The sequence below is a fragment of the Microbacterium wangchenii genome (assembly GCF_004564355.1).
Taxonomy (GTDB): Bacteria; Actinomycetota; Actinomycetes; order Actinomycetales; family Microbacteriaceae; genus Microbacterium; species Microbacterium wangchenii.
In genome coordinates, this window is sequence record NZ_CP038266.1 from 1,282,047 (window position 1) to 1,305,527 (window position 23,481).

A 23,481-nucleotide genomic window follows, 5' to 3' on the forward strand; every position below is an offset into this window, starting at 1 on the left:
TCGGCCGCCCCCCACATCCCCTTACGGAAAGCGAACGGTGGAGACCGCAACTCTCGTCATCGTGCTGGTGATCGTGCTGGCACTGTTCTTCGACTTCACCAACGGGTTCCACGACACCGCCAACGCGATGGCGACCCCCATCGCCACCGGGGCGCTCAAGCCGCGCGTCGCCGTGCTGCTGGCTGCCGTGCTGAACCTCGTCGGAGCGTTCCTGTCCACAGAGGTCGCCAAGACCATCTCCGGAGGCATGATCCGCGAGGATGAGATCTCCGTGACGATCTTCCCGGCGATCATCTTCGCCGGGCTCATCGGCGCCATCACGTGGAACATGCTGACGTGGCTGCTGGGCCTGCCCTCCAGCTCCTCGCACGCGCTGTTCGGCGGGCTCATCGGCGCGACGCTGGTGGGCGTGGGGACGACAGCGATCGACTTCGGCGTGGTGATGTCCAAGGTCATCCTTCCGGCCCTGATCGCACCGCTGACGGCGGGGATCATCGCGTTCGTCGTGACCAAGATCGCCTACGCCGTGACTCGCCGCTACGACGCCAAGCCCGACGGCCGCGACGGGTTCCGCTGGGGCCAGATCTTCACCTCCAGCCTCGTCGCTCTCGCGCACGGCACGAACGACGCCCAGAAGACCATGGGCGTCATCACGCTCGCCCTGATCACGGTCGGCTGGCAGTCCACCGCGCACCCCGAGCCGCAGCTGTGGGTCGTGGTGGCGTGCGCGGTCACGATCGCCCTGGGCACGTACATGGGTGGATGGCGCATCATCCGCACCCTGGGCAAGGGCCTCACCGACGTCAAGCCCGCGCAGGGCTTCTCCGCCGAGACCTCCACGGCGGCGACGATCCTCGCCTCCAGCGCCCTGGGCTTCGCGCTGTCGACCACGCAGGTGGCCTCGGGTTCCGTGATCGGGTCGGGCCTGGGCCGGCGCGGATCGATCGTGCGGTGGGGCACCGTGGGACGCATCATGATCGGATGGCTGCTGACGCTGCCGGCAGCCGGCGCCGTCGGCGCGTTCGCGGCGCTCATCGTGGTGTGGCTGGGCCCGTGGGGCATCGCCTTCGACGCGGTGCTGGCGCTGGCGATCATCCTGGGGCTCTTCCTGCGCTCGCGGCGGAACCGGGTGGATTCCTCCAACGCCATGAGCGAGGTCGCGGTGTCGGGTCGTGCCGTGAAGGTCACGCCCAATCCGCCCCCCACGCGGCGTCAGCGCCGGCGTGCGGATGCGGCGGCAGAGGAACAGCCCTCCCGCACGGATGAGGGGAGCCGGTCATGATCGCCATCGACTGGACGTCGTTCCTGCAGGTGTTCGCCGCGGCGCTGGTGGGCGCCGTGCTGGTGGTGCTGTTCTACGCGCTCGGACTGCGGCTGCTCGTGCGCGCCGGGCGCGTGCCCGTCGTCGCGCCGGCGACGTTCACCGACGCGATCGCCGTGGTCACCGACAAGCAGCGCCGCCGTGCGGAGAAGGCCGCGGCCAAGGCGGCGAAGAAGAACCCGCTCACGCCCGGCCAGAAGCGCCTCGCGCTCTACGGGGCCTACGCGTGCTTCTTCGTGTGCACTCTGGCGGTGCTCGCCGGGCTCGTCCTCATCGTCGTGGGGCACTGAGGACGTCCGCGCCCGACTCTAGGGTGGAGCCATGCGCACAGCGGTCCGTTTCGGTCAGCACCCACCCGCCCAGCGGGTGATCGTCCACGTCAGCGACACGCACCTGCTCGCCGGCGACCGGCCGCTCGGAGGTCGATACGACACCGCCGGCCACCTCACCCGCACCCTCGAGGCCGTGGAAGGGCTGGGGGTACGACCCGACGCGATCGTGTTCACCGGCGACCTCACCGATCTCGGTGAGCCGGAGGCGTACCGCACACTCCGCGCCACGGTCGAGCCGGCGGCGGCCCGGCTGGGCGCGCCGGTGGTGTGGGTGGCCGGCAACCACGACGAGCGCCCGGCGCTGCGCCGCGAGCTGCTGGGCCTGGAGCCCACCGAGGAACCGGTCACGGGCGTGTGGGATCTGGGCGGACTGCGGCTGATCGCCCTGGACACCTCGGTTCCCGGCTGGCATCACGGCGACCTGGATGCGGCGCAGCTGGAGTGGCTGCGCGAGGTGCTCGCCACCCCGGCCGAGCTCGGAACGATCCTCGCCCTGCACCACCCGCCGCTGCCCTCGCACATCCCACTGTTCGACATCCTGGAGCTGCGCGACCAGGAGGGGCTCGCGGCCGCGATCGCCGGCTCGGACGTACGGCAGATCCTCGCCGGTCACCTGCACTACTCCACCAGCGGCATGTTCGCCGGCGTCCCCGTGAGCGTCGCGGCGGCCACGTGCTACACGATGGACCTCGCGCGCCCGGCAGAGGAGGTCAACGGGATGGACGCGGGCCAGTCCTTCCATCTCGTCCACGTGTACGAGGACACGATCACCTCGGCCGTGGTGCCCGTCGTGGACGCCGAGACGTCCGGCGCGTTCACCGCGGAATGGGTGCAGGAAATGGCGGCGCTCACGCCCGAGGAGCGACTCGAGGCCTTCTCCCGCAAGCGACCGCCCGCGCCCTGAGGTGTACGCCGGGTACAGTCCCGGGCGGCGGGGGTACACGGTGGCGGCGAGACCGGAGGCCTGCGGCGGGTAGGCTCGGAGAACCCCCGACCGCCGTGAGACGACCCACGAGGACACCACACATGGCACTGGACGCAACGACGCGCACCCGCATCGAGACCGACTCCCTCGGCTCGCTGGAAATCCCCGCCGATGCCTACTGGGGCATCCATACGGCCCGGGCTCTGGAGAACTTCCCCATCTCCAAGCGGCCCATCTCCGTCTACCCGAACCTCGTGCGCGCGCTCGCGATGGTCAAGCAGGCCTCGGCACGCGCCAACCGTGAGATCGGCGTGCTCGATCCCGCCAAGGCCGACCTGATCGACGCTGCCGCCCAGCGCGTGATCGACGGCGAGTTCCACGACCAGTTCGTGGTTGGTGTCATCCAGGGCGGCGCCGGCACGTCGACGAACATGAACGCCAACGAGGTCATCACCAACGTGGCGCTGGAGATGGCGGGCCGTGCCAAGGGCGACTACGCCTTCCTCTCGCCCATCGACGACACCAACCGCAGTCAGTCCACCAACGACGTGTACCCGACGGCGATCAAGGTGGGGCTGTCGCTGACACTGCTGACCCTCCTGGGCGAACTCGACCTGCTGCGCAAGGCGTTCCTGACCAAGGCCGCCGAGTTCCGCGACGTGCTGAAGGTCGGCCGTACGCAGCTGCAGGATGCCGTGCCCATGACCCTGGGTCAGGAGTTCAACGGGTTCGCCACCACGCTGGGGGAGGACTACAACCGCCTCACCGAGAACGCCTACCTCATGTACGAGATCAACATGGGCGCCACGGCGATCGGCACCGGCATCACGACGCATCCGGCCTACGGGGCCGCCGTCCTGCGACACCTCCGCGAGATCACGGGCCTGGATCTGGAGACGGCGACCGACCTCGTGGAATCCACGAGCGACACCGGGTCGTTCATGTCGTTCTCCTCCTCGCTCAAGCGCAACGCCATCAAGCTCTCGAAGATCTGCAACGACCTGCGGCTGCTCTCCAGCGGCCCGCAGGCAGGGTTCGGGGAGATCAACCTGCCCGCCCGTCAGGCCGGCTCGAGCATCATGCCGGGCAAGGTCAACCCCGTCATCCCCGAGGTGGTCAACCAGGTCGCCTTCGCCGTGGCCGGTGCCGACCTCACCGTGACGATGGCCGTGGAGGGCGGCCAGCTGCAGCTGAACGCCTTCGAGCCGGTGATCGCGCACTCCATCTTCCAGTCGCTCACGTGGATGCAGCAGGCCATGTGGACGCTGCGGGTCAACTGCGTGGAGGGCATCACCGCCAACCGCGAGCGGCTCGGGGCCATGGTCGGCGCCTCCGTCGGCGTCGTCACGGCTCTCACCCCGTTCATCGGCTACGCGGCGGCGGCGGCGCTGGCCAAGACGGCGCTGCTGACCGGACACAACGTCGCCGACCTCGTCGTGGAGGCGGGGCTGATGACGCGCGAGGAAGTGACCAAGCAGCTCTCGCCCATGCGGCTGTCGGGGCTGGAGGCGATCACGGAGGCGGTGCCGATCATCCACGCGGCCGAGAACGTCGTCGCCCGCGCCGACGACTGACCCCGTCGCCGAGGACTGACGCCGCCGGGCGTTCAGTCCAGGATGCGGCAGTGCGTCGTGAGCTCACCGATGCCATCGACCCCGACGGTGACCGTCGAGCGGTCGCGGAGGAAGATCTGCGGGTCGCGGGAGTAGCCGGCTCCGCCCGGGCTGCCGGTGGAGATGAGGGTCCCGGGCAGCAGCGTCACCGAGTGGGAGAGGTGCGAGATGAGCGCCGCCACCGAGCGCACCATCTGGCCCGTCGAGGCGTCCTGCACGCGGTGCCCGTCCACCACCGTCCAGATGTGGAGGTCCTGCGGGTCGGGGATCTCGTCCGCCGTCACGACGAACGGGCCCGTCGGGGTGAATCCGTCGAAGGACTTGCACCGCGACCACTGCGCCTCCGAGAACTGGATGTCGCGCGCGGTGATGTCGTTGACGACGGTGTACCCCCACACGTGGTCCAGTGCGTCGTCGACGGTGACGTCCTTGGCCGGGCGCCCGATGATCACGCCCAATTCGGCTTCGTAATCGACCGACTGGCTGAGGCTGCGGGGCCACGAGGTGGTCGCGTCATGAGCGGTGAGGGAGTTCGGCCACAGCACGAACACCGTCGGGGTCGCGTCGGTCTTCAGCCCGAGCTCCCCCGAGTGGGCGGCGTAGTTCAGGCCCACCGCGAGGATGACCGGAGGGGTCAGCACGGCCGAGGCGAAGACGGGCCGACTCAGCGGATGCCACGACGCGTCGTCCTGCGCATCCCGCACGCGATCGAGCAGCTCATCGCCGCCGGCGATCAGTTCCTCGAGGGTGCCCGGCGCCCCGGGGAACAGCTCGTCGACGAAGGTGCTCTCGCCCTCGCGCACGAGGATCAAGCGGGGCGCGGCCGAGGCCGAGGGGACCACATGGGCGAAACGCATCCCTCCACGCTACCGGTCGCGACAGGCTGCTCCGCCCGGCCGGGAGGGGGTCGCCGCCGCCCCTATGCTGAGCGCATGTCGTATCCCTCGCCGCTGTCGCAGCCGCATCCCGGCGTCGGCGCATCCATCCGCCCCGCCCCCGCGGCGCCCGCTCCGCCTCCCGCGCCACGCCGGTCCCGCGGCACGGGCGCCGCCCTCATCTGGGTCGGCGGCGTGCTGGTGCTCGTACTCCTGGCGCTCGTGGCCTACTTCGTCCGCTTCCTCGGGCCCGGAGCATCCGTGGCCGGCATGATCCTGGCCGCCATCCCGTTCGTCGGCGTGTGGCTGGCGGTGCGGATCGTCGACCGGTGGGAGCCGGAGCCGCGCGGACTGGTCGTCTTCGCCATCGCGTGGGGAGCGATCGCGTCGGTGGCCATCGCGCTGGCCGTGGACCTCGGGCTCGTCCTGCTGTTCGGGATGGGCGAGTCGTGGGTGGGCTCCGTCGTGCAGGCGCCCATCGTGGAGGAGGTGGCGAAGGGCCTGGGGGTCCTGCTCATCTACGCCACCGCGCGCCGGGCCTTCAACGGGCCGGTGGACGGAGTGGTGTACGGCGCGCTGGTGGGTGCGGGGTTCGCCTTCACGGAGAACATCCAGTACTTCGCCGTGAGCCTGCTGGAAGGCGGTGTGGCCGAGCTGACGCTCACCTTCTTCCTGCGCGCCGTGCTCTCCCCGTTCGCGCACGTCATGTTCACCGCCATGACGGGGTTCGCCCTCGGCCTGGCGGCCCGCCGCGCGGCGGGTGCCGGCACGACGCTGGGGTACTTCCTGGCGGGGCTCGTCGTGGCCATCGCGCTGCATGCGCTGTGGAACGGCTCGGCGGTGTTCGCAGACTTCTTCGGCATGTACATCACGCTCCAGGTTCCGCTGTTCGTGGTGTTCATCCTGGGGATCGTGCTGCTGCGGCGGGAGGAGGCACGGCTGACGCGCGCCCGCCTGGGCGAGTACGCCGCGGCCGGGTGGTTCACGCCGCAGGAGGTCGACATGCTCGCCACCGGGCCCGGCCGGCGCGCAGCGCTCGCGTGGGCGCGCACGCTGCGGGGCGACCGCCGTGCGCTCATGCGCTCGTTCATCGCCGACGCGACGGCGCTCGCCGCCGCCAGGGAGCGCGCTCTCACGGGCCGCGATCCGCACGCCGCCGAGGCCGAACGCGAGCTTCTCGCGCGTTCCTCGCACACCCGACTGGCACTGTTCGCACCCTGACCCGGGAGTCGTGTCGCCGGGCGGAACAGGACTCAGCGCCCGGTGCCGCGGCGATGCCTGCGTGTCTCCCGAGCGCTGAGTTGGCCTGTCCCCAGGATCGCGCGGGCGCCCGGGAGTGTCAAGGGGTGCCGCGGCCGGGCGCCCCGGCGTGCTTGGATGAAGGCATGACCGAACGCACCAAGCCCGAATTCGACGCACCCCAGGGCCCCGCTCCCACCGACCTCGTCATCCGCGACCTCATCGTCGGCGACGGACCCGAGGCCAAGCCCGGCGACACCGTGACCGTGCACTACGCGGGCGTGGAGTACGACTCCGGCGAGGAGTTCGACTCGTCGTGGGGCCGGGGCGAGAGCATCCAGTTCCCCCTGCGCGGCCTCATCCAGGGGTGGCAGGACGGCATCCCCGGCATGAAGGTCGGCGGACGCCGCGAGCTCGTCATCCCGCCGCACCTCGCGTACGGACCCGCCGGCGGCCACTTCCTCGGCGGCAAGACCCTCATCTTCATCATCGATCTGCTCGCCGTCGGCTGAGCCCGGCGTCCCGATGGGGTCGGATGCTGCGGCGTCCGGCCCCATCGCCGTCTCCGTGCCCGCGGGCGGATCATGCGGACTCTACCGTCGCCGGGGGGAGGATCTTAGGCTCGCGCGGCGAGGGCGGCGTCCTGGTCGCCCGGTGAGGGGCCGGCGCGGTGAACTACGGGATCAGCATCCTCTTCCGGGCGATCCCCCTTCTCATGGGGGCGGTCTGCCTGAGCTTCGGCTGGTACGTCTTCGCAGGCGGCGACGATGCCGCCCACCGCACGGCGGGGCACGTGCTCATCTCGCTCACCGCCATCTGCATCGCCCTGTTCACGACCGCGGCGATGATCATCCGGCAGCTCACGCACACGTTCGCACCGGTGTGGAAGGTCGTGCTGCCGATCGTCGGTTACGGGGTCGCGGTGGCCACCGCGGTGTGGGGCCTGGGAATCCGCAGCGGCCCGACGAACGCCGACTTCGTCGCCGGGCACGTCGTTTTCGGCGTGGGGCTCATCGCGGCCTGCGTCACGACGGTCGCCGTCGCCTCGAGCGCCTTCACCCTCATCACCAAGAACGCCGCGGGACGGCCCGAGGACGGCCCGCCCGACGAAGCCTACGGTCGGGCCGTCGCGGTGGGGCTCATGTGCCTGCCGGCCGCCGCCGCCGCCGCCGTGCTCGTCGTGTGGGCCGGGATCCTGCTGGCGGACTCCGCCGATGCTCCACGGTACGTCGCCGGGCACGTCATGATCGGCCTCGCGGCCATCTGCGCGAGCCTCATCTCGCTCGTGGCCACGGTCGGGCGCCAAGTGCGCAACGAGTTCGGGGAGCGCGAGCGGTGGATGTGGTCGATCTGGGTATTGGCGATGGGCAGCGCCGCGATCGTCTGGGGCCTGTTCGTGCTGTTCGGATCCGACCGTGCCGACCGGATCCCACCCGGGTGCATCCTCATCGGGCTGGGGCTCATCTGCTTCAGCATCATCTCGAAGGTGTTCCTGCTGGCCTCGGTGTGGCGACGCGAATTCGTCCTCGCCGACCGCGTGCCGCTCATCCCGGTGTTCACGTGTCTTGCGTGCCTGTTCTTCGCCGCGTTCCTCGCCGAGGCGGCCGCCACCGATCCGGACTTCTTCATCCCGGCGCGCGTGCTCACGGGACTCGGCGCGGTGTGCTTCACGTTGTTCTCGATCGTGTCCATCCTGGAGGCGGGCACGTCGAAGACGTCGTGACCCGCGTCACACGACGCTGCGCGGGCGCAACCGGATCCGCTCCTGCACGAGCAGGATGCCGAGGATCACGATGACCGCGCCGGCCGGCTCGTTCCACGAGAGGCTCTCCCCGAGCACGGCGACGCCGAGGATCACCCCCACCACGGGCGTGATGTAGGTGACCGTGGATGCGCGCGTGGGCCCCCACGCGGCCAGGGCGTTCTGGTTCCAGATGTACGCGAAACCGGTGCCGAGGAACCCGAGCAGAAGGACGCTGATGAGCACAGGCGGGCTCCATCGCACCGGCTCGAGGAAGACCACCGGCGACAGCAGCAGCATGATCCCCGCCCCGACCCCGATGTACCCGCCGGCCAGGGCGATCCCCGACAGACCCGTGGTGGCGAGGAAGCGGCGCATGTACGCCAGGCTGAAGCCGTAGCACGCGGTGGCGCCGAGGATCGCCACCTGGGCGACGGTGCTGGTCGCGCCCAGGGTCGCGCCGGGCGCGATGATGAGGACTACGCCGGCCACGCCGATCGCGATGCCGACGAGCTGCCCTGTGCGCAGTCGCTCGACGCGGAACGCCGCCCACGCCATCAGCGCGGTCATGATCGGGGTCGTGGCGTTGAAGATGCTGGCGAGGCTGGAGGTGACGTACTGCTGCGCCCACGCGAACAGCAGGTACGGGATGACGCAGAAGGTCACGGCGATCACCGTGAGATGACCCCACACCCGCGGTGAGCGGGGGAGCCGCTCCCTGCGTATGAGGATGATCGCGGTCAGGGCGATGGCGCCGAACACGAGGCGCGCCCACGCCACCTGCGCCGGGGTCATCCCGGTGAGGGCGACGGCGATGAACAGGAAGCTCGACCCCCACACGATGCCGGCGAGGACGAACTGCACGCCGACGGAGAGGGAGGAGGGGGTGCGCACGAGCGGGGGAGCAGCCACCCGCCGACGATAGCGCCGTCGTGCGACACCTCCGGGCGGTTCCGACTGCGACGTCCGGAATCCGCCGACGGTCGGCCGTCCGCCGTCGTCAGGGCACGGGATCGGCGGCGTCGTAGTGGCGGAAGCGGGGGTTCAGGCGCACCAGCACGCCCACGAGGGCGAGGATGGCGAGGCCGCCCAGCAGCGGCGGGAACCACAGCGCCGTCACGGTGGCCAGCGCACCGGCGTACAGCGAGCCCAGGCGGGGGCCGCCGGCGACGACCACGATGAACACGCCCTGCAGTCGTCCGCGGATGTTGTCGGGGACGGCGGCCTGGAGCATCGTGGATCGGAAGATGGCGCTGACGTTGTCGGCAGCGCCGGAGAGGGCCAGGGCGACCATGGCCGCCACGATGAGGGGGACGTTCGCGGACTCGGCGTCGACGCGGTCGGGGGCGGACACGCCGAGGGCGGCGGCCACCAGGACGAGGGCGAACAGCAGGATCGCCGCCCCGTATGCCAGGATCGCCCGCTCGATGCCCAGCCCCTGCCGGCGCACGCGTCCGACCGGTCCGGAGAACAGGCTCGACAGGAGCACACCCGCGGCGATCGCGGAGGTCAGCGCGCCGGTGGTGATCGCGCCGCCGCCCAGCAGCACGGCTCCGATGGCGGGGAACAGCGCGAGGGGCTGACCGAACGTCATCGCGACGACGTCGAGGATGAACTGCAGGCGGATGTTCGACGCGCGGCGCAGGAACCGCCAGCCATCCCGGAGCGACTCCAGGCCGGCCTTGACGACATCGCCCTCGGGGGCGATCTTCGGCAGGGTCCACAGCCCCAGGAAGAGGCCGAGCATGAGCACGACGTCGATCGTGTAGGTCCAGGCGTACCCCGTGAAGGCGACCAGGAGACCCGCCAGCGCCGGGCCGCCCATCACCATGATCCCGGCTGAGATCCCCTGCAGCGCGGCGGCGGCGGGGAGCTGCTCGCGCGGGATGAGACGCGGCACGATCGCCGCGCGCGTGGCCATGACGACGGAGTTCGCGGCGGAGTTGACCACGCTCAGGGCGTAGAGCCACCACACCGTCTCCCCGCCGGCCCACGCCAGCGCCGACAGCAGGACGGTGGAGGTGAACGTCACGGAGGCGGCGATCAGGGCGACCGAGCGGCGGTCGAAGGAATCCGCCAGCATCCCGCCGTACAGTCCTGCGACGATCATCGGCAGCAGCCCGGCGACGGCGATCATGGCGACGGCGAGGGTATCGCCGGTGAGCTCGTACACGTGCAGCATGACCGCCACGACCGTGAGCTGTCCGCCCAGGCCCGCCAGTGCGGATCCCACCCACAGCCGGGCGAAGGCGGGTGTGCTCAGCGGTCGGAGATCGACGAGATGGTGTCGCTGCAGCATTCGGCGACGCGAGGGGCGGGGGCCGGTGGTCACGGTCGCCGCGCGCGGACGGCGGGGGAGTGTCGACGCATCCGTCCAGGCTAGTCCGGTCGCCGGCGGGAGCGTTCGCCCCTGCCGCTTCGCGCTGGTAGACTTGTTCGGTTGCCGTTGGATCGGCCGCGGAGAAAGAGAGCCCACGCATCAGGCGTCGGGCGCCGCGCAACAAGCAGAAAGGGGATCCCATCTATGCCACTCGAGTCAGACGCTAAGAAGGCGATCATCGAAGAGTACGCGACGCACCCCGGTGACACCGGATCCCCCGAGGTGCAGGTCGCGATGCTGACGCAGCGCATCAAGGACCTCACCGAGCACCTCAAGGAGCACAAGCACGACCACCACTCGCGTCGTGGTCTGTTCTTGATGGTGGGTCAGCGCCGTCGTCTGCTCGGCTACCTCCAGGACATCGACATCGCGCGTTACCGCTCGCTGATCGAGCGTCTGGGGCTCCGCCGCTAAGGCACCGCCACCCGGCGTATATCGCACTTCTCGAGGGCCGTCCCAGGTGTGGGGCGGCCCTCGTTTTCGTTCCCGCGCGCACGTCCATCCGCGAGACTGCACGCCACCGGCGAGACCGCGACATGATGTCGCGGTCTCGTCACGTGCGTGCAGTCTCGCGGAGGGGCGGACCTGAGCCGCGCGGGCGCGCGGAAGCCGCGCGGGCGCGAGGGGGTCAGGGCGTGGCGGCGCGGGCGGAAACGAGGTCCGGGTGGTGGATGGCGGCCACGTCGGGGTGGGCCCGCAGGCGCGACTTCAGCGCGTTCTCGCCGTAGGTGGCGTGGATCGGGTTGCTCGGGTCTTCCGTGACGCCGCGCGCCTGGGCGGCGAGCTCGGCGGGCAGCTCGATGATCGGCAGGCGGGCGTCCAGCGCCGGGTTGAAGAAGAACGGCACCGAGATGCGCTCGTCGGGGTAGCGCGGGGAGATCACGCGGTGGTTGGTCGCGGTGAGGTAGCCCTGCGTGGCGTACTCGAGCAGCTCGCCGATGTTCACCACGAACGCACCGGGCACCGGCGGAGCATCCACCCATTCGCCGTCGCGCTGCACCTGCAGGCCGCCCTTGCCCGGCTCCACCCACAGCAGGGTCAGCACGCCGGAGTCCTTGTGCGCGCCGACGCCCTGGGCCCACGGGTCCTCCTTGCCCGGGTAGCGGACGATCTTGATGAGGGTCTGCGGCTCACCGAAGTGGCGGTCGAAGTACGACTCCTCGGCGCCCAGTGACAGCGCCCACGCGCGCAGCAGCTTGCGGGCGACCCCGGTGAGGTGGTCGTGCCATTCGCTGACGACCTCCTGCAGCTCGGGCTGGGCGTCGGGCCACAGATTCGGGCCGATCAGCCGCGCGTAGTCGGGGGCGTCCGCATCCGTGACCGGCTCCCGCTCGGGGCCGACGTCGATCTGCTCGCGCCAGTCGACCCTGCCCTGCGTGCGCTCGCCGCCCACGCGGGTGTACCCGCGGAAGTGGGGGCTCTGGACGTTCTCGATCGCGAGCTTGTCCGCCTCCGGGAGGGCGAAGAAGTCCTTCGCCGCCTGCAGGAGCTTGCCCTCCAGCTCGGGCGTGACGCCGGTGCCGGTGAGGTAGAAGAAGCCCACGTCGTGGGTCGCGGCGCGCAGCTCGTCGCGGAAGCGCTCCGCGGCCTGCGGACCCTGGTCGAGGAGGGACAGATCCAGCACGGGAAGGTTCAGATCGGACATGCCCCGAGGCTAGATCGCGTTCCTCGCGCGGCGCACGAATGTTGCGTCGCGTTACCGGTCGCCGGGGCCGGACGCCTTCTCGCGCGTCGCGCCGTCGCGGGGGCGCCGCGAACCCGTCGGGTCATTGCGCCGGCCCTCGCGGGAGGCGAGTGTGGGATCGGCGAACAACCACCCGGGCCGCGGCTCGATGAGCGGGCGGAAGACCCGGCGGACCGGGCGCGTGGCCAGCGCCAGCGCGATGAGTACGCTCGCCACGACCACCAGCGGCAGCCACAGCCAGGTCGGCTCGGCGTCGCGGAGGATCCCCGACTCCCGGAACGGGTACAGGACGAAGGAGTGCAGCAGGTAGACGTACATCGTGTACTGGCCGAACTGCGTCCACCAGGTCTGGCGCCGGGGGAGCAGCGCGAAGAACGCCGTGCACAGGATGAGCGCGACCACCAGCAGCAGCATCCGCACCCCGCCGGCCCACCACTGCGGCCCGACCATCTCGCCGTACGCGGTGTCGTAGAAGAGCCAGGCGCGCAGATCGACGTCACGCCACACGTCCACGAAGTACCAGCACGCCAGGGCGGCCGCCGCGAACGTCGCGACCGAACCCGCGATCACCCACCACGGGCGCCGGCGCAGCAGACCCAGGCGCTCGACGATGTCGTTCTCGCGCAGCCACCAGCCCAACGTGAAGAACGGCAGCAGTCCCAGCGTGCGGGTGAGCGCGAACGTCGAGTCGATGTTGGGCAGATACCCCACGCCGACCGAGATGACGACCGTCCACAGCAGCGGCCAGCGCAGAAGCGCGAGATACGGCAGCACGACACGGAAGATCCCGAGTGCGACCAGGAACCACAGCGTCCACGACGGCTGAGTCGGGTTGGGGTTGGCCTGGCCCTCCACGAGCCACTTGGTCAGCGTCCACAGCGCCTCGAAGATGGCGTACGGCACGAGGATGTCGGTGAGCACGCGGGCCATCTGCGGGCGCGTGGGGGTTCCCGCCTTGGAGAAGTAGCCGGAGATCAGCGCGAACGCGGGCATGTGGAAGGCGTACACGAGGAGGTACATGCCCAGCGCGATGTCGGAGTCGTAGGTCAGCCGCTGCACGGCATGCCCGAGCACGACCAGCACGATGCACGCGAAGCGGGCGTTGTCCCAGAAGTGCACGCGTCGCCGTGGTCGGACGGCAGCCGTCCCGCCGGTGGTCGGATCAGCGCCCCCGGGGGCGGTCGCGTCGCTCATGTCGGCGCCACCCTATCCCGGGCCCTGGCGTGCCGACGACCCCTCCTCGCGGGAGCGCGGGATAGTGTACGGCGGGATGACGACCCTCGACGACGCCGTGCAGCGCGACCAGGCGCTGTCCGATCTCGACTGGCGGCAGCTGCCGGTCGGGGCGGTCAGCGACGTCTTCGCCGCACCCAGTGGCGGACTGGCCCGCGTGGCCATGGGATCGGGGGAGCGCGGCCGCGTCGTGCTCGTCCCGGGGGCGACGGGGTCGAAGGAGGACTTCGCCCTCATGCTGCCGCTGCTGGCGGATGCGGGCTACCGCGTGGAGGCGTTCGACCTCGCCGGCCAGTACGAGTCCTACCGGGCCGGCCCCGAGCGGCTGTCCCCGCCGCGGCGGCACTACGACTACGACCTCTTCGTCGACGATCTCGTCGCCGTGCTCGAAGACGGCGCCACGCCCGCGCACGTGCTGGGCTACTCCTTCGCCGGCCTCGTGGGCCAGGTCGCGCTCGCGCGGCGCAGCGACCTCTTCGCGTCGCTCACACTGCTGTCCACACCCCCCGCCACCGGCAACGTCTTCCGCGGCATCAAGCGCATCGGGCGCCTCACCTCGCTCGCGACGCCGCACCGCGGGGCGACGCTCATGCTGTGGGGGATCCGCAACAACCTCAACGGCGTGCCGCCGCGCCGCCTGGAGTTCGTCCGCGCGCGCTTCGCGCTGACCCGGCGCGAGAGCGTCGACGACATGGTGGGTCTCATGATGCACATGCCCGACGTGGTGGATCGGCTCAGGGAGGCGGGGGTGCCGCTGCTGTCCGCCGTCGGCAGCCATGACCTGTGGCCCACGGCGCAGCACCGGGCGTACGCGGTGCGCATCGGCGCGGGCTTCGCCGTGTACGACACCGGCCACAGTCCGTGCGAGACCGCTCCGCACCAGGTGGTGCGCGACATGCTGGACCTGTTCGCCACCGCCTGAGCGGGAATAGCCTGAGCGTCCGAGCGTTGCACCGGGTATATTCATCCGCATAGAAGTGTGGGTGGTGACATGGGAGAAGACGTGAACGAGACATCCTGGCCGGGCATGCAGTTCGGCATCATGACGGTGAGCGACATCACCGAGGACCCCACGACCGGCCGCACCCCCAGTGAGGCCGAGCGGATCCAGGCGACCCTGACGATCGCCCGGCACGCCGAGGAGGTCGGTCTCGACGTCTTCGCGCTCGGCGAGCACCACAATCCGCCCTTCTGGTCGTCCTCGCCCACCACGACGCTGGCCTACATCGCCGCGCAGACCGAGCGGCTCATCCTGACGACCTCCACCACCCTCATCACCACGAACGACCCGGTGAAGATCGCCGAGGACTTCGCGATGCTGCAGCACGTCGCGGGAGGCCGGGTCGACCTCATGCTCGGGCGCGGGAACACCGGTCCGGTCTACCCCTGGTTCGGCAAGGACATCCGTCAGGGCCTGCCGCTGACGATCGAGAACTACGACCTGCTGCACCGCCTGTGGCGCGAAGACGTCGTGGACTGGGAGGGGAAGTTCCGCACGCCGCTGCAGGGGTTCACCTCCACCCCCCGGCCGCTGGACGGCGTACCCCCCTTCGTGTGGCACGGATCCATCCGCACGCCCGAGATCGCCGAGCAGGCCGCCTATTACGGCAACGGCTTCTTCGCCAACAACATCTTCTGGCCCAAGGAGCACTACCAGCGCCTCATCACGCTGTACCGCGAGCGCTTCGCCCACTACGAGCACGGCACGCCCGAGCAGGCGATCGTGGGCCTGGGCGGGCAGGTGTTCATGCGCGCGAACTCGCAGGACGCCGTGCGCGAGTTCCGCCCCTACTTCGACAACGCCCCCGTCTACGGGCACGGTCCGAGCCTGGAGGACTTCACCGAGATGACCCCGCTGACCGTCGGTTCGCCGCAGCAGGTCATCGACCGCTACGCCGGCATGCGCGACGCGTTCGGCGACTACCAGCGTCAGCTGTTCCTCATCGACCACGCCGGCCTGCCGCTGAAGACCGTGCTCGAGCAGCTCGACATCCTCGGCGGCGAGGTGGTGCCGGTGCTCCGCAAGGAGCTCGCGCAGAACCGCCCCGCGTCGGTGCCGGATGCTCCCACCCACGCCAACCTCGTCGCCGCCGCGTACGGCGACGCCGCGCCCCGGGAGGCGCGTCCGAACGCGAACCGGGGCGACAACCTCACCGGCGGCTCGCCGTACCGCGACACCGCCGCATCCGCCGGGAGCGCCTTCGGCGCCGCGGCCGCGCGGACGGGGGCCTGACATGGCCGTTCGACGGATCGCCGTGGTGACGGCGGGACTGTCCAACCCCTCTTCCACCCGCATGCTCGCCGACCGCCTGGCCGCCGCGTCCGTCTCCGCGCTGCGCGCGATGACCACGCCGTCGGATCCGGACGGCATCGAGGCGGAGGTGGACGTGTTCGAGCTGCGCGACTACGCGCACGACATCACGAACAACCTGCTCACCGGGTTCGCCGCACCCGCGCTGGAGTCGATGATCAACGCGGTCGTGTCCGCCGACGCGATCATCGCGGTCACGCCGATCTTCTCCACGAGCTACTCGGGGCTGTTCAAGTCCTTCGTCGACATCCTCGACCCCGACGCTCTGACCGGGACGCCCGTCCTGCTCGGCGCCAACGCGGGCACGGCCCGGCACTCGCTCGCGATCGACTACGCCCTCCGGCCGCTGTTCACCTACCTGCACGCCAACCCGGTGCCCACCGGGGTGTTCGCCGCATCCGGGGACTGGGGCGCCAGGGCGGACGAGGTCGCGCCCCTGGGCGCACGCGTGGAGCGGGCGGCGCGCGAACTGGCCGCGGCGGTCGCTGCACGCGCGCCGATCCGCGAGGAGGACCCGTACGATCCGGCGTCGTACCTGGGGGAGGGGCGCTCCTTCGGGCATCTCCTCGGCGGGCTCGCCGGGGAGTAGTTCAGGCGTGGATCGGATCGTCAAGGAGCGCGCCGACGCCCCGCCGGGGTTCTTCGAGGCCGAGGCGGCGGGCCTGCGGTGGCTCGCCGCGGCCGGCGGGGTGCGCGTGGCCCGCGTGCTCTCGGTGGGCCCCGGCCGCATCGAGCTCGAGCGGATCCCCGCCGGCCCGGCGGATGCGGTGGCCGCGGCGGCCTTCGGGCGGGCGCTCGCCGACACGCACGCGGCCGGCGCCGCGGCGTTCGGTTCCCCGCCGGCGGGATGGACCGGGCCGAGCTTCATCGGCCGGCGGCGGCAGAGCGCGGAACCCACCGCGACGTGGGGCGCGTTCTACGCTGCGCAGCGCGTTCTGCCGTTCGTGGCGCCGGCCGTGGCCGCCGGCAATCTCCGGCGCGAGGATGCCGCCCTGGTGGAGCGCGCCTGCGCGGTGATCGCGGCGGGCGCCTTCGACGACGATGAGACCCCCGCGCGTCTGCACGGCGACCTGTGGAACGGGAACGTGCTGTGGACGGGGGAGGAGGTCGTGCTGATCGACCCCGCAGCACACGGCGGGCACCGCGAGACCGATCTGGCCATGCTGGAGCTGTTCGGCTGCCCGTTCCTGGACGTCATCCGCGACGCCTACCACGCGCGCTCGCCGCTGCGGGCGGGGTGGGAGGACCGCATCCCGGTGCATCAGCTGCATCCGCTGGCCGTGCACGCCGCCGGCCACGGCCCCGCGTACGGCCGCGCGCTCGCCGAGGCCGCCGCGCACACGCTCGCGCTGGCCGGGTGACGGCCTGCGCGAGAGATGTCGGCGTGCAGGCGGGGGTCAGCCGCTCTTGCGGCGGAACTCCCGCTTGCTGCCGATCGCACCGTGTGTGCCGTGGACGGCCGAGTCGCCGTCCAGGTGCGCCTCACCGGAGCGGCTGGCGGCGTTCTTCTTGTCGAGCGCCTCGCGGAACTTTCGCTTCATCTCATCGGATGCGCTGCCCGCAGGCTTGTCCTCAGTGCTCATGTCCCCACCCTAAGCGCGCCGCCGTGGTCAGTACCACCCGGTGCGTTCGGAGTGGTCCCACGCGCCGCACGGGCTGGCGTACCTGGCTTTGATGTAGGCAAGTCCCCACGCGATCTGCGTCGTGGCGTTGGTGCGCCAGTCCGGCCCCGCCGAGGCCATCTTCTCCGCCGGCAGGGCCTGTGGGATCCCGTACGCGCCGCTGGAGCGGTTCAGCGCCTCGGCGCGCCAGCCCGACTCGCGATTCCACAGCCGCACCAGGCACGAGAACTGATCCTCGCCCCAGCCGTACCGCGAGATCGCCGTGCGCGCGTGGGCCTGGGCCTGGGCGGGCGACATCACCGGGCCCGCGCCGGGTGGCGGAGGGACCGGTGCCGGTGGCGGTCCGGGCGCGGGTGGGGGTGGCGCCGCGTCGCCCCGGCCGCCTCCGCCGGCTCCCGCGCCACCGGGGGCGGCCGCATCCGCCTCCGCCCGCTCGGTCAGATGCGCCTGCTTCTCCCGCGCGGGCGTCGTGCCGCGCGCAGTGGCCAGGCGGGCGTACGCGCGGTCGAGGGCGGATGCGGCGGAGGCGACGGCAGCAGCCTCGGCGTCCGCCTCGCTGCGTGCGGTCGCTGCGGCGGCTTCGGCGGCGACGGCGAGGCGCTCGCGCTCCGCGGCGGCGGTGTCGGCCTGCTCCTGGATCGAGGCGGCCACGCCCGCGGCGGCCCGGGCGGCGTGGGCCGACCGGGCCGAAGCCTGACCCACCCGCTCCAGCACGCCGAGCCGCCCGAGGAGGGAGTCGGGATCGGCGGTGGTCAGCAGCTGCGCGAGGATCGGCCCGTCACCGGCGGAGCGGTACAGGCCCGACGCGATCGCACCCAGGCGCGCACGGCGAACACCTGCCTCCTCTTCGGCCTCCGCCGCCTGCACGGCCAGCGCGGCTGAGCGCGCGGAAGCCGCATCCGCCTCCGCCCTCGCCCTCGCGGCGGCCTCCGCCGCGGTCAGGGCACGGAGCGCTGCGGATGCGGAGGACGACTCCGCCGCGCCGATCTCGGCCTGCAGTTCGGCGACCGTCGCGGCCCGAACGGGGCGTGGCCCCGTTGCGGAGGCGGCGGTGGCGGGCAGGATGAGCGCCACCACGACGGCACACGTGATGCCGATGTGACGGAAGTGACCCATGAGGTCACGTTAGGGGACGGGCGCCGGCGGCGCACCTGCGGGAAACGAGCGGCGTTCAGGCGTCTGCAGGCGGCCTCCTGTTAGGCTGTGCGGTGTTGCCGATTCCGGCAGCCGCTCAATTTCATACGAGCTGTGGAGCAGGCCGGCAGACGCTGGTCCCCTGTGGTGGATCCCCATCCGTGCCGGATGGTGGTCGTCTACTGGTGGCCAGTCGCCCGGCAGCGCAGCGACCGTCGTCGTCGCGCACCCTTCTGCCTGTTCCTGCTCCTTCGAATGCCTCGCCGTCATACGGGCGTGCGAGTCTAAACAAAGAAGGAGGGACCTCTTGGAAGGTCCAGAAATCACCGCCGCCGAAGCTGTTCTCGACAACGGCCGATTCGGCACCCGCACCGTCCGATTCGAAACCGGCCGTCTCGCGCAGCAGGCGCAGGGCGCCGTGGCCGCGTACCTCGACGAGGAGACGATGCTCCTGTCGGCCACCAGCGCCGGCAAGCACCCGCGTGAAGGCTTCGACTTCTTCCCGCTGACCGTCGACGTCGAAGAGCGTTCGTACGCCGCCGGCAAGATCCCCGGCTCGTTCTTCCGCCGCGAGGGCCGCCCCTCGACCGAGGCGATCCTGGTGTGCCGCCTGATCGACCGTCCGCTGCGTCCGTCGTTCGTCGAGGGCCTGCGCAACGAGGTCCAGATCGTCGTCACGGTGCTCTCCATCGCGCCGGGCGAGTTCTACGACGCCCTGGCCATCAACGCCGCGTCGCTGTCGACCCAGATCTCGGGTCTGCCGTTCTCCGGTCCGATCGCCGGTGTGCGCCTCGCGCTCATGCCCGGCTCCGGCGAGCAGGCCGACCAGTGGATCGCATTCCCCACCGCCGCGCAGCTGGAGGAGGCCGTCTTCGACCTCATCGTCGCCGGCCGCGTCGTCACGGATGCCGACGGCAAGGAAGATGTCGCGATCATGATGGTCGAGGCCGAGGCCACCGAGAGCAGCTGGAACCTCATCAAGGCCGGCGCGACCAAGCCCAACGAGCAGGTCGTGGCAGAGGGCCTGGAGGCGGCCAAGCCGTTCCTCAAGGAGCTCGTCGCCGCGCAGAACGTCGTGGCCAACACCGCGGCCAAGCCGATCAAGGAGTTCCCGGTCTTCCTGCCCTACAGCAAGGAGACGTACGACTTCGTGGCGGGCCTCGCCTACGACAAGCTCGTGCCGATCTACCAGATCGCCGACAAGATCCAGCGCCAGGACGCCGATGACGCGCTGAAGGATGCCGTCAAGGCGGAGCTTCTCGCCGCCGTCGAGGCGGGCGACCTGCCCGCCGTTGCGACGCTGGAGTTCTCGGCCGCCTACAAGGCGGTCACCAAGCTCATCGTGCGCAGCCGCATCCTCACCGAGGGCGTCCGCATGGACGGCCGCGGCCTGGCCGACATCCGTCCGCTGGATGCGGAGGTGCAGGTCATCCCGCGCGTGCACGGCTCGGCGATCTTCCAGCGCGGGGAGACCCAGATCCTGGGTGTCACCACGCTGAACATGCTCAAGATGGAGCAGCAGATCGACTCGCTGTCGCCGGTGACGCACAAGCGTTACATGCACCACTACAACTTCCCGCCGTACTCGACCGGTGAGACCGGTCGCGTGGGCAGCCCCAAGCGTCGCGAGATCGGGCACGGCTTCCTCGCCGAGCGCGCCCTCGTGCCGGTGCTGCCCAGCCGCGAGGAGTTCCCGTACGCGATCCGTCAGGTCTCCGAGGCCCTCGGTTCCAACGGCTCCACCTCCATGGGCTCGGTGTGCGCCTCGACCCTCTCGCTGCTGAACGCGGGTGTGCCGCTGCGCGCGCCCGTCGCCGGCATCGCGATGGGGCTCGTGTCGGACGAGGTCGACGGCCAGACGCGCTACGCCGCGCTGACCGACATCCTCGGCGCCGAAGACGCCCTGGGCGACATGGACTTCAAGGTGGCCGGTACCAGCGACTTCGTCACCGCGATCCAGCTCGACACGAAGCTCGACGGCATCCCGTCGTCGGTGCTGACCGCCGCGCTGCAGCAGGCCCACGAAGCCCGGATCACGATCCTGAACGTGCTGAACTCCGCGATCGACGCGCCGGATGAGATGGCCCCGACCGCGCCTCGCGTGATCAGCGTCCAGATCCCCGTCGACAAGATCGGCGAGCTGATCGGCCCCAAGGGCAAGACGATCAACGCGATCCAGGACGCCACCGGCGCCGACATCTCCATCGAGGAGGACGGCACCGTCTACATCGGCGCCACCGACGGCCCCTCGGCCGAGGCCGCCCGCGCGCAGGTCAACGCGATCGCGAACCCGACGAACCCGGAGATCGGCGAGCAGTTCCTCGGAACCGTCGTCAAGATCGCGACGTTCGGCGCGTTCATCTCGCTCCTGCCCGGCAAGGACGGCCTGCTGCACGTCAGCGAGGTCCGCAAGCTCGCCGGCGGCAAGCGCGTGGAGAACGTCGAAGACGTGCTCTCCGTCGGCCAGAAGATCCTCGTGCGCATCACGAAGATCGACGACCGCGGCAAGCTGTCGCTGGAGCCGGTGACCGAGGAGGCCGCCTCCGACGCGCCCGCCGAGGCCGCGACCGAGGCGCCCGCCGAGGTCTGATCCGCTCTCGCACGATCGATGCCCGTCCCGCTCCGGCGGGGCGGGCATCGTCGTACACGAAAGCGTTATGCAATGTTTACCGACGAGCCGCCGCAATGGGCGGGAGTGTCCCAGGCACGCCCTAGCCTCGTAATACGCCGGGCGTGCGGCTCATCGGGATCCGCTCACCGGCCTTCACCTGGGAGCGCACCATGTCGGGCTCGAGCGTCGGTCGACCGGCCTCCGCCAGTCTGCGCCGCTTCGCGCCGTCGCATCCGTCCGCGCCGATCCCCGTGCAAGGCCCCGCCATCGGCGAGGGCGTGCGCGTGCCGCTGGGGGAGACCGGCCTGAACGTGTTCCCCCTGGCCCTGGGCGGCGCCGAGTTCGGGTGGAACGTCGACGTGGAAGCCAGCCACGGCATCCTCGACAGGTACGTCGAGCTGGGCGGGAACATGGTCCACACCGCCGACAACTTCTCCGCGGGGCGCAGCGAATACATCATCGGTCAGTGGATGCGATCGCGCGGCACGCGTGACGCGATGGTCGTGGCGGTGCGCATCGGCCGCCACCCCGACAACCCGGGGCTCGGCTCGGTCAACCTCGTGCGCGCCGTCGAGGCGTCGTTGCAGCGGCTCGGCACCGACCGGATCGATGTGCTGTACCTCGACGCCAAGGCCGGCGACGCGATGGCGCTGGAAGACACCCTCGCGACGGCCGAATGGCTGGTGGAGTCGGGCAAGGTGCGCGCCGTGGCCGCGTACGGATACACGGCGTCGCAGCTCGTGGAAGCCCGCATCCTGGCCTCTGCCGGTTATCCCCGCATCACGGTGCTCGACGTGCCGTACAACCTGCTGCGCCGTGAGGAGTTCGAGGGCGACCTGCGCCTGGTCGCCGGTGCCCAGAGCATGGCCGTGACACCGTCGCACGCCCTCGAGCACGGCTTCCTCGCCGGTGCCCAGCGTCGCCGCTCGCGCGAGGTGCGCTCGGTACGCGGTGCGCAGCTGGCGGCGAGCCTGACCCGCCGGGGAAGCCGCACGCTGCGCGCGCTGGACGGCGTCGCGGAAGAGCTGTGCGTCCCGGTGGCCGCCGTGGCGATCGCGTGGCTGCTGGCCCAGCGGATCGTCGTCGCCCCCATCGTCAACGCCTTCGCGCCCGAGCATGTGGAAGAACTCGTGCAGGGCGTGGGGGCGCGCCTGAGCCGCGCTCAGTTGTCCGACATCGCCCGCGCCTCCGCCTGATCGCGCACTCCCTGTCATAGGCTGGTGGCGTGCTTTCGAGCGCGGACCGACGACGAAGTGAGCTGACGTGACGCACTACATCTACCTCGTGCGGCACGGCGAGCATCTGGACGCCGAGCACGGACTCGTCGACGGCCCCCTGTCCCCGCGCGGGCTGCGGCAGGCCGCGGCGATCGCCGACCGGCTGTCGGGGGTCCCGCTGGATGCCGTGCGGCATTCACCCCTGCAGCGCGCGGAGCAGACGGCCGTGGCCGTGGCCGAGCGGCTTCCCGCGGTGTCGCCGTCACCTTCGGCGCTGCTGTTCGACTGCATCCCCACGGGCATGACGGGGGAGACCCCGTCGGCGTACGAGCCGTTCTTCGGCTCGATCACCGAGGCCGAGATCGACGCGGGTCGGGCACAGATGGCGGATGCGACGACGGAGTTCCTCGCGCGCCGCCCCGGCGAGGTGCACGAACTGCTCATCACACACAACTTCGTGATCGCCTGGTTCGTGCGCGAGGTGCTGGGAGCGCCCGACTGGCGGTGGATGACCCTGAATCAGGCCCACTGCGGACTCACCGTCATCGCGCAGAAGCCGGGCCGTCCGTGGACGCTCCTGGCCCACAACGACCTGGCCCACCTGCCCTTCGAGCTGCGTACCGGCCTCCCCGAGCCCAGCCCGGTCTAGCCGCTGTCTCCCCTCGCCGAACGTGCATCATCTCGGCGAGAGTGCACCGGATTCCGTGCGCATTCGCCGGTTCGATGCACTCTCGGCGGGCGGATGCGGCCCACCCGGGTCACGCCAGCGGCTTGGCATACCAGCGGGTCGCGTTGGCGTTGTCGTTGTACGGCTCCGTGGGGACATAGCCCGACCGCTCGTAGAGCGAGCCGGCGGCATCCAGCGTGTGGTGCGTGTCGAGCACCATCTCCGCGCCCCCGGCCTCCACGGCACGTCGCTCGAGATCCTGCAGCAGCATGCGGCCCCACCCGCGGCCTCGCCCCGCGTCGCACACGTACAGGTGCTTGACCTCGAACCGCGGCCCCAGCGCCCCGTCCTCGAGGCGTCGGATACCGGCGCAGCCGGCGGGCTCTTCGCCGTCGTAGAGGACGAGGAACACCCCCTCGGGTTCGCGGAAGCTGTCGGGGGCGGGAAAGGTGATGCGGTAGCCGCCGCCGGGGAAGATCGAGGCGCGCAGCGCGAAGTACTCCTCCAGGAGCGCGTGCGCGTCGCGGGAGTCCACGGCGACGGGGCGGATGGTGACCATGCTCCGAGGGTAGCCAC

At 71.0% G+C, this 23,481-nt stretch carries 23 protein-coding genes; 15 read left to right on the top strand and 8 right to left on the bottom strand.

Going from position 1 to position 23,481, the window contains the following annotated elements:
- The first annotated feature begins 37 nt into the window (after nucleotides 1-37).
- From E4K62_RS05975 to E4K62_RS05990, 4 genes are all read left to right on the top strand, one after another.
- Nucleotides 38-1,282 carry an inorganic phosphate transporter gene (locus E4K62_RS05975; RefSeq protein WP_135064847.1) on the top strand — a complete coding sequence of 415 codons (1,245 nt, stop codon included), beginning with the start codon at nucleotides 38-40 and terminating at the stop codon, nucleotides 1,280-1,282.
- On the top strand, nucleotides 1,279-1,611 hold the full coding sequence (locus E4K62_RS05980) for a peptidase (RefSeq protein WP_135064850.1): 333 nt from the start codon (nucleotides 1,279-1,281) through the stop codon (nucleotides 1,609-1,611). The genes E4K62_RS05975 and E4K62_RS05980 overlap by 4 nt, the downstream gene beginning before the upstream one ends.
- A 31-nt stretch (nucleotides 1,612-1,642) precedes the next feature.
- The gene (locus E4K62_RS05985) at nucleotides 1,643-2,557 is read left to right on the top strand and encodes a phosphodiesterase (RefSeq protein WP_135064853.1); all 915 of its coding nucleotides are present in this window, start codon (nucleotides 1,643-1,645) and stop codon (nucleotides 2,555-2,557) included.
- A 122-nt stretch (nucleotides 2,558-2,679) separates the two neighbouring features.
- Nucleotides 2,680-4,152, top strand: a complete 1,473-nt coding sequence (locus E4K62_RS05990) for an aspartate ammonia-lyase (protein ID WP_135064856.1) — start codon at nucleotides 2,680-2,682, stop codon at nucleotides 4,150-4,152.
- 32 nt (nucleotides 4,153-4,184) lie between these two features.
- Here E4K62_RS05990 and E4K62_RS05995 read toward each other — a convergent pair whose 3' ends face one another.
- Nucleotides 4,185-5,048: a fumarylacetoacetate hydrolase family protein gene (locus E4K62_RS05995; RefSeq protein ID WP_135064858.1), complete on the bottom strand. Its 864-nt coding sequence runs from the start codon at nucleotides 5,046-5,048 to the stop codon at nucleotides 4,185-4,187.
- Nucleotides 5,049-5,123: 75 nt separating this feature from the next.
- On the opposite strand from E4K62_RS05995, the gene E4K62_RS06000 reads away from it, so the two are divergent.
- The 3 genes from E4K62_RS06000 (at nucleotide 5,124) to E4K62_RS06010 (ending at nucleotide 8,028) form a co-directional block, all read left to right on the top strand.
- Nucleotides 5,124-6,287, top strand: a complete 1,164-nt coding sequence (locus E4K62_RS06000) for a PrsW family intramembrane metalloprotease (protein ID WP_135064861.1) — start codon at nucleotides 5,124-5,126, stop codon at nucleotides 6,285-6,287.
- Nucleotides 6,288-6,451: 164 nt separating this feature from the next.
- On the top strand, nucleotides 6,452-6,817 hold the full coding sequence (locus E4K62_RS06005) for an FKBP-type peptidyl-prolyl cis-trans isomerase (protein ID WP_135064864.1): 366 nt from the start codon (nucleotides 6,452-6,454) through the stop codon (nucleotides 6,815-6,817).
- Nucleotides 6,818-6,975: 158 nt separating this feature from the next.
- Nucleotides 6,976-8,028, top strand: a complete 1,053-nt coding sequence (locus tag E4K62_RS06010) for a DUF2776 family protein (protein ID WP_135064867.1) — start codon at nucleotides 6,976-6,978, stop codon at nucleotides 8,026-8,028.
- A 6-nt stretch (nucleotides 8,029-8,034) separates the two neighbouring features.
- Here the strand turns inward: E4K62_RS06010 and E4K62_RS06015 are convergent, their stop codons facing one another.
- A complete protein-coding gene (locus tag E4K62_RS06015; protein ID WP_135064870.1) occupies nucleotides 8,035-8,958 on the bottom strand; it encodes a DMT family transporter in 924 nt (307 codons plus the stop codon).
- 88 nt (nucleotides 8,959-9,046) lie between these two features.
- Nucleotides 9,047-10,345: an MFS transporter gene (locus E4K62_RS06020; protein WP_135064873.1), complete on the bottom strand. Its 1,299-nt coding sequence runs from the start codon at nucleotides 10,343-10,345 to the stop codon at nucleotides 9,047-9,049.
- A gap of 225 nt (nucleotides 10,346-10,570) precedes the next feature.
- Between E4K62_RS06020 and rpsO the strand changes: the two genes are divergently transcribed.
- Nucleotides 10,571-10,840, top strand: coding sequence for a 30S ribosomal protein S15 (gene rpsO, locus E4K62_RS06025; RefSeq protein ID WP_019180606.1), 270 nt, complete (start codon nucleotides 10,571-10,573; stop codon nucleotides 10,838-10,840).
- 214 nt (nucleotides 10,841-11,054) lie between these two features.
- Here rpsO and E4K62_RS06030 read toward each other — a convergent pair whose 3' ends face one another.
- Both E4K62_RS06030 and E4K62_RS06035 read right to left on the bottom strand, forming a co-directional pair.
- Nucleotides 11,055-12,071 carry an isopenicillin N synthase family dioxygenase gene (locus tag E4K62_RS06030; RefSeq protein WP_135064876.1) on the bottom strand — a complete coding sequence of 339 codons (1,017 nt, stop codon included), beginning with the start codon at nucleotides 12,069-12,071 and terminating at the stop codon, nucleotides 11,055-11,057.
- A 51-nt stretch (nucleotides 12,072-12,122) separates the two neighbouring features.
- Nucleotides 12,123-13,304 carry an acyltransferase family protein gene (locus tag E4K62_RS06035; protein ID WP_135064879.1) on the bottom strand — a complete coding sequence of 394 codons (1,182 nt, stop codon included), beginning with the start codon at nucleotides 13,302-13,304 and terminating at the stop codon, nucleotides 12,123-12,125.
- 76 nt (nucleotides 13,305-13,380) lie between these two features.
- On the opposite strand from E4K62_RS06035, the gene E4K62_RS06040 reads away from it, so the two are divergent.
- The 4 genes from E4K62_RS06040 to E4K62_RS06055 all read left to right on the top strand — a co-directional run bounded on the left by E4K62_RS06040 (nucleotide 13,381) and on the right by E4K62_RS06055 (nucleotide 17,015).
- Nucleotides 13,381-14,265, top strand: coding sequence for an alpha/beta fold hydrolase (locus E4K62_RS06040; RefSeq protein ID WP_135064883.1), 885 nt, complete (start codon nucleotides 13,381-13,383; stop codon nucleotides 14,263-14,265).
- A 105-nt stretch (nucleotides 14,266-14,370) separates the two neighbouring features.
- Nucleotides 14,371-15,576 (top strand): LLM class flavin-dependent oxidoreductase, encoded by a 1,206-nt coding sequence (locus tag E4K62_RS06045; protein WP_167747850.1) that lies wholly within the window; start codon nucleotides 14,371-14,373, stop codon nucleotides 15,574-15,576.
- A gap of 1 nt (nucleotide 15,577) precedes the next feature.
- Nucleotides 15,578-16,243, top strand: coding sequence for a CE1759 family FMN reductase (locus tag E4K62_RS06050; protein ID WP_135064889.1), 666 nt, complete (start codon nucleotides 15,578-15,580; stop codon nucleotides 16,241-16,243).
- 16 nt (nucleotides 16,244-16,259) lie between these two features.
- Nucleotides 16,260-17,015 (top strand): fructosamine kinase family protein, encoded by a 756-nt coding sequence (locus tag E4K62_RS06055; protein ID WP_135070996.1) that lies wholly within the window; start codon nucleotides 16,260-16,262, stop codon nucleotides 17,013-17,015.
- 36 nt (nucleotides 17,016-17,051) lie between these two features.
- On the opposite strand, the gene E4K62_RS06060 is transcribed toward E4K62_RS06055, so the two are convergent.
- Together E4K62_RS06060 and E4K62_RS06065 are read right to left on the bottom strand one after the other, a co-directional pair.
- Nucleotides 17,052-17,237, bottom strand: a complete 186-nt coding sequence (locus E4K62_RS06060; protein ID WP_135064892.1) for a DUF5302 domain-containing protein — start codon at nucleotides 17,235-17,237, stop codon at nucleotides 17,052-17,054.
- A 27-nt stretch (nucleotides 17,238-17,264) separates the two neighbouring features.
- The gene (locus E4K62_RS06065) at nucleotides 17,265-18,392 is read right to left on the bottom strand and encodes an aggregation-promoting factor C-terminal-like domain-containing protein (protein WP_167747744.1); all 1,128 of its coding nucleotides are present in this window, start codon (nucleotides 18,390-18,392) and stop codon (nucleotides 17,265-17,267) included.
- Nucleotides 18,393-18,717: 325 nt separating this feature from the next.
- Here E4K62_RS06065 and E4K62_RS06075 point away from each other — a divergent pair, with 325 nt between their 5' ends.
- The 3 genes from E4K62_RS06075 (at nucleotide 18,718) to E4K62_RS06085 (ending at nucleotide 22,887) form a co-directional block, all read left to right on the top strand.
- On the top strand, nucleotides 18,718-21,000 hold the full coding sequence (locus E4K62_RS06075; protein ID WP_135064901.1) for a polyribonucleotide nucleotidyltransferase: 2,283 nt from the start codon (nucleotides 18,718-18,720) through the stop codon (nucleotides 20,998-21,000).
- Nucleotides 21,001-21,191: 191 nt separating this feature from the next.
- On the top strand, nucleotides 21,192-22,217 hold the full coding sequence (locus E4K62_RS06080) for an aldo/keto reductase (RefSeq protein ID WP_135070999.1): 1,026 nt from the start codon (nucleotides 21,192-21,194) through the stop codon (nucleotides 22,215-22,217).
- A 67-nt stretch (nucleotides 22,218-22,284) separates the two neighbouring features.
- Nucleotides 22,285-22,887, top strand: coding sequence for a histidine phosphatase family protein (locus E4K62_RS06085; protein ID WP_135064904.1), 603 nt, complete (start codon nucleotides 22,285-22,287; stop codon nucleotides 22,885-22,887).
- Between the two features lie 109 nt (nucleotides 22,888-22,996).
- Here the strand turns inward: E4K62_RS06085 and E4K62_RS06090 are convergent, their stop codons facing one another.
- Nucleotides 22,997-23,464: a GNAT family N-acetyltransferase gene (locus E4K62_RS06090; RefSeq protein ID WP_135064907.1), complete on the bottom strand. Its 468-nt coding sequence runs from the start codon at nucleotides 23,462-23,464 to the stop codon at nucleotides 22,997-22,999.
- Between the last annotated feature and the right edge of the window lie 17 nt (nucleotides 23,465-23,481).